Annotated in this window: 9 protein-coding genes; 3 read left to right on the top strand and 6 right to left on the bottom strand. The window is 72.7% G+C overall.

What is annotated here, in order from left to right; genetic code table 11:
• The first annotated feature begins 191 nt into the window (after positions 1 to 191).
• Positions 192 to 716, top strand: a complete 525-nt coding sequence (locus tag HMPREF3105_RS03800; protein ID WP_020621599.1) for a pyridoxamine 5'-phosphate oxidase family protein — start codon at positions 192 to 194, stop codon at positions 714 to 716.
• A 55-nt stretch (positions 717 to 771) separates the two neighbouring features.
• On the opposite strand, the gene HMPREF3105_RS03795 is transcribed toward HMPREF3105_RS03800, so the two are convergent.
• From HMPREF3105_RS03795 to HMPREF3105_RS03770, 6 genes are all read right to left on the bottom strand, one after another.
• Positions 772 to 1806 (bottom strand): dioxygenase family protein, encoded by a 1035-nt coding sequence (locus tag HMPREF3105_RS03795; protein ID WP_070708807.1) that lies wholly within the window; start codon positions 1804 to 1806, stop codon positions 772 to 774.
• Positions 1807 to 2081: 275 nt separating this feature from the next.
• Positions 2082 to 3797 carry a thiamine pyrophosphate-binding protein gene (locus HMPREF3105_RS03790; protein ID WP_070708806.1) on the bottom strand — a complete coding sequence of 572 codons (1716 nt, stop codon included), beginning with the start codon at positions 3795 to 3797 and terminating at the stop codon, positions 2082 to 2084.
• Positions 3794 to 4810, bottom strand: coding sequence for an agmatinase (gene speB, locus HMPREF3105_RS03785; protein ID WP_049145634.1), 1017 nt, complete (start codon positions 4808 to 4810; stop codon positions 3794 to 3796). The genes HMPREF3105_RS03790 and speB overlap by 4 nt, the downstream gene beginning before the upstream one ends.
• A 74-nt stretch (positions 4811 to 4884) precedes the next feature.
• Positions 4885 to 5454 (bottom strand): XRE family transcriptional regulator, encoded by a 570-nt coding sequence (locus HMPREF3105_RS03780; protein ID WP_041103047.1) that lies wholly within the window; start codon positions 5452 to 5454, stop codon positions 4885 to 4887.
• On the bottom strand, positions 5451 to 6167 hold the full coding sequence (locus HMPREF3105_RS03775; RefSeq protein WP_256375204.1) for a cyclase family protein: 717 nt from the start codon (positions 6165 to 6167) through the stop codon (positions 5451 to 5453). Before HMPREF3105_RS03775 ends, HMPREF3105_RS03780 begins: the two co-directional genes overlap by 4 nt.
• A complete protein-coding gene (locus HMPREF3105_RS03770; RefSeq protein WP_060973602.1) occupies positions 6157 to 7497 on the bottom strand; it encodes a purine-cytosine permease family protein in 1341 nt (446 codons plus the stop codon). The genes HMPREF3105_RS03775 and HMPREF3105_RS03770 overlap by 11 nt, the downstream gene beginning before the upstream one ends.
• A 184-nt stretch (positions 7498 to 7681) precedes the next feature.
• Here HMPREF3105_RS03770 and HMPREF3105_RS03765 point away from each other — a divergent pair, with 184 nt between their 5' ends.
• Both HMPREF3105_RS03765 and HMPREF3105_RS03760 read left to right on the top strand, forming a co-directional pair.
• Complete coding sequence (locus HMPREF3105_RS03765) at positions 7682 to 9178, top strand: sodium:solute symporter family protein (protein ID WP_070708804.1); 1497 nt, start codon at positions 7682 to 7684, stop codon at positions 9176 to 9178.
• A 222-nt stretch (positions 9179 to 9400) separates the two neighbouring features.
• Positions 9401 to 10594: an alcohol dehydrogenase catalytic domain-containing protein gene (locus HMPREF3105_RS03760; protein ID WP_020626410.1), complete on the top strand. Its 1194-nt coding sequence runs from the start codon at positions 9401 to 9403 to the stop codon at positions 10592 to 10594.
• Positions 10595 to 10652 lie beyond the last annotated feature (58 nt).

Raw genomic sequence — 10652 nt, 5'->3', positions numbered from 1 at the left:
CGACGACGGCCCGCGCGCCCACACGTGCCCGTTCGCGCTCGCCGTCGCCCCGGGCCGCGAGGCGCCGACGACGGCGGCGGTGCTGGGTGACATCGTCGCCTCGCGGGCGACCGACCATGTATAGAGTGGATATGAGCCCGATCTCAGCGCCGCGCCCGACGGCGCCCGTCCCGGCATGCCAGGAGGCCCCGATGACCCAGCAGCACCACGACACCGACGACGCCCCGTCGATGCAGCGCCCCGATCCGGTCGCGGAGCCCGGGGACCACCTGATGTTCGAGCACCCGGACGGCGAGGCCGTCCTGGTGCTGGACGAGGACCAGGTCTGGCGACTGCTGGGCCGCGTGGGCCACGCGCGCCTCGGGCTGGCCGTGGACGGGCGGCCGGACATCGTGCCGGTGAACGTGCGGGCCCACGACGGCGCCATCTACTTCCGCACCGCGCCCGGCTCGAAGCTCGCCGAGCTCACGGTGAACCCGCGCGTCGTGGTGCAGGCCGACGGGATCCTGGCCGACCAGGCCTGGTCCGTGCTCGTGCACGGCACCGCGCGCCGCCTGGACACGGAGGCGGAGATCGCGGAGGCCGAGTCCCTCGGCATCGAACCGTGGGTGCCGACGCTGAAGGACTTCTACGTCCGCGTGGACGTCCAGCGCGTGTCCGGCCGCCACTTCGTGTTCGGCCCGCACCCCGAGCGCAACGAGTCCCAGACCGACTGAGCCGCCGGCAGGACGCGTGGGCTGAGCCGGACGGCTCAGCCCACGTCCGCCGGGCTCAGGGCTGCGCCGGGGGCTGGCCGCCCTCGCCGCCCGCCGGGGGCTGGCCACCGCCGGGCCCGCCCATCCCGCCCTGCTCCTGCTCAGTGGTGGTGTCGATCGGGACGTCGATGGTGATGGCGAAGCCCTTCTCCACGGAGCCCGTGATCTGCGGCAGCTGCGTCTCGTAGCCGTCCGAGAAGACGTTGTCCGTCTCGAGGCTGACGTCGGCGAAGTTCTCCGTGGACCCGTCGTAGGCCGAGGTGGCGTAGACCTGCGCGGACTGCTCCTCGGGCATGGCGATCTGGGAGGTGAGGACGTTGTTCGTCGCGTCCGTGATGGACGCCTTGTCCGGGAACACCTCGAAGTGCAGGTGGGGCCACCGGCCGTCGTAGCAGCCGGGCCACACCGTGGTGAAGGTGACCGTGCCGTCGTCGCCCACCACCTGGACGCCGCGCAGGTAGGTCTCCTCCGTGATGCCGTCCGAGTACATCGAGTAGCGGCCCTGCGCGTCGGCGTGCCAGAGGTACACGGCGGCGCCGGTCATCGCGGCGTCGCCGTTGGCCATGTCGATCACGTTCATCGTCACCGTCAGCGGGACGCCCTCGGCGGCGGTGCCCGTGTCGATGCTCGTGGTCAGGTCGGAACGTTCGATGCCGGACGCGTCGAGCACGTCCGGGCCGTTGGAGCCGTCGCCCGGGTACGGGCCTGCGGTCTCGGTGACCATCTCGGTCAGGGTGGCGGACGGCGAGGCGCTCGCCGCCGACGAGGAGGAGGCCGCGGGTGACGAGGAGCCGGCGCTCGCCGACGTCGAGCCGGAGGAGGACGAGGCGCCCTCCTGGACACCGCACGCGGCGAGGACGAGGGCTCCCGCCCCCGCGCCGAAGATGCCCAGCGCGTTGCGGCGGGAGACGAGAGTGCCGACGTCGAAGGCGGCGCCCTGGTCCTCGACGTCCTCGGCCGGGCGGTGGAAGGCCCGGCCCTCGAAGGTGGGCGTGACGGCGGGGGCCTCGCCTCCCTCGGAGACCTGGGGGAAGGGACGGCGGGAGCGGATCGAGAGCCAGGGGCCATGAAGTTCCTCTCGTGGGGCGCCCGCCGGGTGGCGGGCCGCGTCGAGAGGCCAGCATGGCAACGGATGCCGGACGTTTTCGTGAGATCGGCGGGATGGTTCCAGGACATCTCCTGGGCGGTTTCTGACACGGGCGGGACCGCCGGCGCCTCGGTCGACGTCTCAACTACCTGCCGGTCCAGCTCCGTTGCTGAAACATGCACCTGGAAAGGTGGCGCACACTCTCAGGGTCGAGTCAGCGATTCCGGCGCCGGGCCGCGTCAGACCTCCGGAGCCTCCCCCAGGTGGCTCGGCGCCCACATCGCCAGGCGGGTCTGCACCACGACGACGTTCGGCCCGTCCGCCTGGAACGCGCGCTCGAGCGCGCCGCGCACGTCCTCCACTCCCACCGTCTCGGCGGGCACGCCGAAGGAGGCGGCGAGGGCCTGGAAGTCCGGCCGGTCGAGCTCGGTGGCCGTGGCCTTGCCGAACGCGCCCTCCATGTACTCCCGCAGGATGCCGTACCCGCCGTCGTCGATGATCAGCCACGTCACCGCCGCACCGTGCTGCCGGGCGGCCGCGAGCTCGGCGAGGGAGTACATCGCCGAGCCGTCGCCGGCGACGGCGAGCACGCGCCCGTCGATCCCCGTGCGGCCCTGGTGGGCCAGGCCCACCGCGCCGCCGAACGCGGCCGGGAACCCGTAGCCGAGCCCCCCGGCACCCTGCGCCGAGTGGAACTCGCCGTCCTGCGCGTCCCAGCAGTTCCACGCCCAGTAGGCGGCGATGGTCATGTCCCAGTACGTCTGCATGGTCGACGGGACGGCGGCGCGGATGTCCGCCAGGAGCCGGCGCTCCACGCCGAGGTCCTGGGCGTCGAGCCGGGCGGTGATGCGCGCGTTGACGTCGGCGACCACCTCGGCCGGGGTGCGGCCGTGCCAGACGGCGGAGTCCCGCGCCACCGAGCCCGACTCGCGCAGCGCCGCGGCGAGCGCCTCGAGCGCCTGGCCGGCGTCGGCACGCACACCCAGCGTGGGGTGGTTGGTCTCCAGCACGCGCGGCTCCGCGTCCACCTGGATGAGGCGGCCGCGCGGCTCGAGCGTGAAGTAGTTGGAGGTGACCTCGCCGAGCGAGGAGCCCACCACGAGCAGCACCTCCGCGTCCTCGAGCAGGTCCGTGACGAGGCGGTCCTCCACCCAGCCGCCGAGGCTGAGCGGGTGCCCCCACGGGAAGGCGGTGTTGCCGCCCGGCGAGCAGACCACGGGTGCCTGGAGCAGCTCCGCGACCTCCCGCAGGCTCTCCATCGCGGCCCGGCCGGAGCGGCGCACGCCGCCGCCGGCCACGATCGCCACCCGCTCCGCCCCGCGCAGCCAGCGCACGGACTCGGCCACGAGCTCGGCGCGCGGCGGGTGGTCGTAGGGCACGGCCAGGGCGTCCTCGACCGGGGGCACCATGACCTCGCCGAGCAGCACGTCCTGCGGGATCTCGACCCACACCGGTCCCTGCGGCACGGTGACGGCCTCGGCCCATGCGTCCTGGATGGCGGAGGGGATGCCCGAGGCGTGGTGGACCGTGAACTGGGCCTTGGTGACGTTGCGGGCCGAGGCCTTCTGGTCGTCCAGCTGGTGCAGCATGCCCTTGCGCCGGGCACCGAGCCCGGACAGCGGGATCTGCGAGGCGATCACGAGCATCGGCACGCCCGTGGCGTACGCCTCCTGCAGGCCGGCCAGCGAGGTGAGCGCGCCCGGGCCGGTGGAGAGGAACAGCACCCCGACCTCGCCGGTGGCCCGGGCGTATCCGTCCGCGGCGAAGGCGGCGTTGTTCTCCACGCGGTTCGAGACGAACTCCAGCGGGGAGCGGGACAGGGCGTCGAAGAGGCCGAGGGCGTGCTGGCCCGGGATGCCGAAGACCGTCCGCGCGCCCAGGGCGTGGAGCGTCTCGACGGCGAGGTCGCCGCCGTTGCGCCGCGGGGCCGCCGTCGTCGTCTGCTCGTCCGTCATCGGCCCGGCTCCTCACCGGCGGCCGCGCGGGTGGCGCGGCGGTCGGCCATCAGGGAGATGAGGTCGTAGGCCACGTGGGAGGCGGCGACGCCGGTCAGCTCGGCGTGGTCGTAGGCCGGGGCCACCTCCACCAGGTCCGCGCCCACGATGTCCAGCCCGCGCAGGCCGCGGAGGATCTCGAGCAGCTCGCGGCTCGTGATGCCGCCGGCCTCGGGGGTGCCGGTGCCCGGCGCGTGCGCGGGGTCCAGCACGTCGATGTCCACCGAGATGTAGAGCGGCCGGCCCCCGATGCGCTGGCGCAGCTGGTCCACGATCTCGTCCACGCCCTGACGGAACACGTCCGAGGAGGTGACGATGCCGAAGCCCATGCGGTGGTCGTCGTCGAGGTCCTTCTTGCCGTAGAGCGGACCGCGCGTGCCCACATGCGAGATGGCCTCGGTGTCCAGGATCCCCTCCTCCACGGCGCGGCGGAACGGCGTGCCGTGGGTGTACTCGGCCCCGAAGTAGGTGTCCCACGTGTCCAGGTGGGCGTCGAAGTGCAGCAGGGCAACGGGCTCGCCCGCCCGGGCGGAGGCGGCGCGCAGCAGCGGCAGCGCGATGGTGTGGTCGCCGCCGATGGTCATGAGCGAGGAGCCGTCCTCGGTGAGGTCCATCGCGTCCTGCTGGATCGCCTCGATGGCCTCGCCGATGTCGAACGGGTTCACCGCCATGTCCCCGGCGTCCACCACCTGGGCCTGCGCGAAGGGCGAGGTGTCCGTGGCGGGGTTGTACGGGCGCAGCAGCCGCGAGGACTGCCGCACGTGGCCGGACCCGAAGCGTGCACCGGGGCGGTAGGAGACGCCGGCGTCGAACGGCACGCCGACCACCTTGATCTCCGGGGCGACGCCGGCCGCGGCCGCCTCGTCCAGGCGCGGCAGCAGCGCGTAGGTGGGGGTGCCGCCGTAGCGGGGCACGAGGGCGGAGTTCACGGGGCCGAGGCGGCCGTTGTCCTCGACGCGGGGGATCTCGAGCATCTGGATGTCCTCTCTGGGCGGTTCGGTTCGGTCTGGTCGGTCTGGTCTGTCCGGTGTGGGCGCGCCGGACGGGGTCACGCGTGGCCCACGAGGGTCCACAGCACGACGGCGGGGCGGTCGTCCGGATTGGCCCACGAGTGGGGCTCGCGGCCGGGGAAGGTGACGGTGTCCCCCTCCTCCAACAGGTGCACGGCCTCGGTGGTCCGCAGCTCGAGGCGGCCGGTGACCACGTGCACCGCCTCCACGCGGCAGTCCACGGTGTACAGCTCCGCCTCCCCGCGGCCGCGCGGCGCGATGTCAGCGCGCAGGATCTGCAGGTCACGACTGCCGCGCGGGGTGATCAGGCGCTCGCGGATGCCCTCGCCGCCGAGGTTGACCGCGGGGGCGTCGGCGAGGCGCACGACCGTCACCTCGGGCGCGTCCAGGACGTCGCCCGGGCTCGCGCCGAGCACCTGGCACAGGGTCACGAGCGTGCTCACGGACGGGCTCGTCAGGTCCCGCTCGAGGCGGGAGAGGAAGCCCTTGCTGACGCCGGCCGCCTCGGCCAGCTGGGCCACGGTGAGCCGCCGCGCCTCGCGCAGCGCACGCAGCCGACGGCCGATCAGCGCCTGGCCCGGCGCGGTCTCGAGCGGGAGGGCCTTCATCGCGCTCCTCCCGACGTCGGCCAGGCGAGGACGCGGGCCGGGGAGCCGTCGCCGCCGGCCAGGGGCAGCGGATGCACCTCGAGCCGGAGGCGGGCGGACCAGTCGGCGCGCGGCGCCGCCCCTGCGGGGCGGAGCGCGTCCAGCCCCACGAGGTTCTCGACGATGATCCCGTCGCCGCCGAGGAAGGCCGCGTGGGCAGGAAGGTCGGGCTCACCGGCGAGCCCGGTGGGATCGGGACTGAGCATGTCCACCCCCAACAGACGGATGCCACGATCCCACAGCATGGCCGCGGCCTCTCCTGTGAGGAAGGGATGACGCGCGCGGAGGAGGCCGTCGCGCCAGTGTCGATCCCAGCCCGTGGCCAGCAGGAGTCGGGCGGGCGTCTGCGCATCCGTGCCGGGCAGGAGGGGGGCCAGGCGCGCGGCGGAGATCGGCTCCCCGGGGGCGAGCCCGGCCAGACCGAGGACGAGGGTGTCCCCGCACAGCTCGTCCCAGGTCAGCCCCTCGACGGTGCGGCCGCCCGGCACGGTGTGGCACGGGGCGTCCACGTGGGTGCCGGCATGCGAGCCGATCTCGAGGGCCATGACCGCGACCCCGTCCTGGGCGACGGTGAGGGCGGGACGGATACGCACACCTGGATCGCCCGGGTACACGGGCATGCGGTCCTCCAGGGGGCGCGAGAGGAGCAGGGGGGCAACGGAGTCAGACGCCACGGCGTCCCTCGATCGACGCGCCGGCCTCCGGGCGGGCCTCCGGCCGATGACGCGGCCAGGCGAGCAGGGCGTAGAGCAGGGCGCTCAGGAGGAACACCGGGACGGTGACACCGACGGGACTGGGCCACACGTCCGTGAGCAGCCACGACGTCGCGGCACCGACGACCCACACGGCCACTGCTCGCCCGTGGACACCCCCGCGGAACCAGGCGCGCGGGCCACGGGCCACGAGCACGTCCAGGGTGGTGCGGCGGCCCTGGAGCACGTAGTCCACGAGGATCACGGCGAACACCGGCACGAAGAAGGCGCCGATCAGCGCAAGGAAATCTGTGAAGCGGGTGAGCAGGTCGAACCACATCGCACCGATGACGCTCACCGCGCCGAGCACCAGGGCGACAGGCACGAACGGAAGGGGCCGGCTCAGCGAGGCGTGGGTAACCGACGTCGCCATCCCGTAGACCACCATCGTGTTCGTGGCCATGACCGAGAGGAACATCACCACGGCCAGCGGCCAGCCGAAGGCCGCGACGAGGGTCGCCGGGTCGAAGGGGGTGGCCGCGGCGTCGCCCAGGAGCACGTGTGCGAAGGCCGTGAGGCCCAGGCTCATCGCGATGACGGTGGACAGGGTGTAGCCGATGCCAGAGCCCAGCGCGGCCGCTCGCGGGGTGCTCGCGTTCCGGGTGATGTCGGCGGAGAGGACGGTCCACGAGATGGCCGTGGCGAAGACGAGATCGAAGGCGAGGGCGGGAGTCAGCTCGACTGCGGGGTCCACCGGGATCGACGCCAGCTCGGCCGGGCCGTGGGCACGGAAGGCGGTGACGAAGATCCCGCCCATCACGGCGAGCATCACGAGGGCGAGCCAGGGTTCGATCCGCGCGATGCCCTCGTGCCCGAGGATCGCCAGGGCCACGACGACGAGCTGGCACAGGACCGCGAAGAGCATCGGCGAGGAGAATCCGGTGGCCGCGGACACCAGGGCGTCCACCGCGAGGCCGGCCAGCATGGCCTGCACCCAGGACCACCCCATCAGGACCACCACGTTGAACGTCACCGGCAACAGAGATCCGCGGTGGCCGAAGGCCGCACGGGTCAGCGCCATGGTGGGCAGACCGGTGCGGGCGCCGATGACCCCGACCCCCACCAGGACGAGGGCGCCGAGGACGGTGCCGAGCACGATGCTTGTCAAGGCGGTGGCATAGGAGACCCCGGGCTGGAAGAGGGTCCCCGTCAGAAGCGTGGTGACCACGAGGTTGGCGGCCAGCCAGATCAGGAGCATGCGGAGCGTGCTCACGGTGCCGCGGGGCGGTGTCTGGACGACATGCTCGGACACACGCGCTCCTCTCGTTCGACCCGGAGCCTGCGCCCCGTCGCCCTGGACGACATGTTGCCTGCGATGCAACATGTGTTTACCGTAGACCCAGATCGTGTGATCGGCAACACGCCGATCTCTCCTGTCCCGCCCGCGGCGCCCCCGCATCCCGGCGCCCTGGATCCCCTCGCCCCAAGGACCACCCGTGACCCTCAACCTGACCATCGTCGCCGTCTACCTGGTCGGCATGCTCGCCTTCGGCTGGTGGGGCAAGACCCGCGCCGCCAGCTCGGAGGACTACCTCGTGGCGGGCCGCCGCCTCGGGCCGGTGCTGTTCACCGGCACCATGGCCGCCGTCGTGCTCGGCGGCGCCGCCACCGTGGGCGGCGTCGGCCTGGGGTACGAGTTCGGGCTCTCCGGCGCGTGGCTCGTGGCCGCCATCGGCGTCGGCGTCCTCATCCTGTCGGTGGCGTTCGCCCCGATCCTGGCCCGCCTGAAGATCTACACCGTCTCGCAGATGCTCCGCCTGCGGTACGGCCGTGGCGGGGCCTCCCACGCCTCCTCCTTCGTGATGCTCGCCTACACGCTCATGCTCGCCGCCACCTCCACGGGCGCCTACGCGTCGCTCTTCGTGGTGCTCTTCGGCTGGGACCGCTGGCTGTCCGTCCTGGTGGGCGGCGGCATCGTGCTGGCCTACTCCGTGCTCGGCGGCATGTGGTCCATCACCCTGGCCGACATGGCCCAGTTCCTCATCATGACCATCGGCCTGTTCGCCCTCATGCTCCCCCTCTCCCTGGCCAACGCCGGCGGCTGGAGCGCCATGCAGGAGCGCCTGGGCGCCGAGTTCTTCAGCTGGGACGGGATCGGCGTGCAGTCGATCGTCACCTACTTCGTGATCTACACCCTCGGCCTGCTGATCGGCCAGGACGTCTGGCAGCGCGTGTTCACGGCCCGCTCCCCGCGCGTGGCCCAGATCGGCGGCGCCACCGCGGGGCTGTACTGCATCGTGTACGGCGTCGCCGGCGCCGTGATCGGCATGGCGGCGCGCACGGTGACCGCGGACATCGCCGCCACGGACGACGTGTTCGCGTGGGTCGCCCAGAACCTGCTGCCCGTGGGCGTGGGCGGCGTGGCCCTGGCGGCCGCCGTCGCGGCCATGATGTCCACCGCCTCGGGCGCGATCATCGCGGCCTCGACCGTGATGCGCACCGACATCCTCCCGATCCTCCGCGGCGAGGCCACCGCCGCCGAGGACGGCGCCGTCGCCGAGGACGCGGCCACGGAGACCGCGGCGGAGCTCGCCTCGAACCGCGGCTGGGTGCTGCTGCTCGGCGCCGTCGTGCTGGGGCTGGCGATCGTCGTCCCGGACGTGGTGGCGGCCCTGACCATCGCGTACGACATCCTCGTGGGCGGCCTGTTCGTCGCGATCGTCGGCGGCCTCGTGTGGAAGCGCGGCACCGGCACGGCGGCCCTGTGGTCCATGGTGGTCGGGACGGTGGGCACCCTCGGCACCATGGGCTGGCTCGAGCTGAACGCCGCCGAGCCCTTCGAGGGCGTCTTCGCGAACGAGCCGATCTACGTCGGCCTGGCCGCCTCCGCCGTCGTGTACGTCCTCCTCAGCCTGATGACCCGGCCCACCGACCCCGCGGTCCTCGAGGCCTGGCGGGTGCGCTCCCGCCACGGCGTCGACGCCGCGGTCTGAGAGTGCCTCTGGCCGACGACCCCGGGGCCTGTGATCCTCCGACGCCCGCACGATGGCCGAGGCCAGGTGACGGGTGCTGCGGGCGGCGGCGCGCGACCCTTCCCCGAGCTCCCCGCCGACCCCTACTGTGTCCGTACAACCCGGGACCGGGACTCCCCCTCGGGTTCGTCCCGTCTCCCGCCCTGCCAGGGCCTCGATAGAGACAGAAAGGCAGCAGTTCCCATGACCACCAAGAACCGCGCCGTGGCTTTCCACGGCATCAAGGACGTGCGCGTCGACGAACTGGACTTCCCCAAGCTGGAGATGCCCGACGGCTCCGCCGCCCCGCACGGCGTCATCCTCAAGATCGTCGCCACCAACATCTGCGGCAGCGACCTGCACATCTACCGCGGGTCCTTCCCCGCACCCGAGGGCATGGTGCTGGGTCACGAGATGACCGGCCAGGTGCTGGAGGTCGGCAGCGACGTCCAGTTCCTGCAGGAGGGCGACCTCGTCTCCGTGCCGTTCAACGTGGCCTGCGGCCGCTGCCGCAACTGCCGCGCTGGCCGGACCGAGATCTGTGAGACCGCCAACCCGGAGCAGGCGTGCGCCGCCTACGGCTTCAATCTGGGCGGCTTCCAGGGCGGGCAGGCCGAGTACCTGTTCGTGCCGTACGCCGACTTCCAGCTGCTGCGCTTCCCGGACCAGGAGCAGGCGATGGAGAAGATCCTGGATCTTGCCGTGCTCTCGGACATCCTCCCCACGGCGTTCCACGGTCTCATGGCAGCCGGCGCCAAGCCCGGCTCCACCGTCTACATCGCCGGTGCCGGCCCCGTGGGCCGGTGCGCCGCGGCCGCCGCTCGGCTGCTGGGCGCCTCGTGCATCATCGTGGGCGACCAGGACGCCTCGCGGCTGGAGCTGGTGCGCAAGCACGGCTGCGAGACCATCGACCTCTCCGTCACGGAGAACCTGCAGGACGCCGTGAACGACATCCTCGGCGAGCCGATGGTGGACTGCGCGGTGGACTACGTCGGCTCCGAGGCCCACGGCCTGGGCTCCGCGTCCGATGAGATGCAGCCGATCGCCGCCGTGAACCAGGTCCTGGACATCACCCGTCCGGGCGGTGCCACGGGCATCATCGGCATCTACGGGCCGGACCCGATCGCGGAGACGAAGGCCGAGCAGGAGGGCACCTTCCCGGTGGACTTCGGCAAGGCCTGGATCAAGTCGCCCCACATCATCGGCGGCCAGGCGCCCGTCATGCGCTACAACCGCCAGCTGATGATGTCGATCCTGTGGGACCGGATGCCGTACCTGACGGAGATGGTCAACCCGCGCGTGATCAGCCTGGACGAGGCACCCCAGGCCTACGCGGAGTTCGACCAGGGCTCCGTGGACAAGTTCGTCATCGACCCCCACGGCATGATCGCCCGCTGAGCGGCCCGCCTCCGGAGGCACGACGGCGCCCCTCACCTGCCCGCGCAGGTGAGGGGCG

Source organism: Micrococcus sp. HMSC31B01 (genome assembly GCF_001816085.1).
GTDB classification, from domain to species: Bacteria; Actinomycetota; Actinomycetes; order Actinomycetales; family Micrococcaceae; genus Micrococcus; species Micrococcus luteus.
This window is presented reverse-complemented; position numbering and strand designations above follow the sequence as displayed.

Excerpts from the sequence above, each read along its gene's own strand:
- HMPREF3105_RS03800 (WP_020621599.1), top strand. The coding sequence starts at position 192 with ATGACCCAGCAGCACCACGACACCGACGACGCCCCGTCGATGCAGCGC.
- HMPREF3105_RS03790 (WP_070708806.1), bottom strand. The coding sequence starts at position 3,797 with ATGACGGACGAGCAGACGACGACGGCGGCCCCGCGGCGCAACGGCGGC.
- speB (WP_049145634.1), bottom strand. The coding sequence starts at position 4,810 with ATGCTCGAGATCCCCCGCGTCGAGGACAACGGCCGCCTCGGCCCCGTG.
- HMPREF3105_RS03780 (WP_041103047.1), bottom strand. The coding sequence starts at position 5,454 with ATGAAGGCCCTCCCGCTCGAGACCGCGCCGGGCCAGGCGCTGATCGGC.
- HMPREF3105_RS03760 (WP_020626410.1), top strand. The coding sequence starts at position 9,401 with ATGACCACCAAGAACCGCGCCGTGGCTTTCCACGGCATCAAGGACGTG.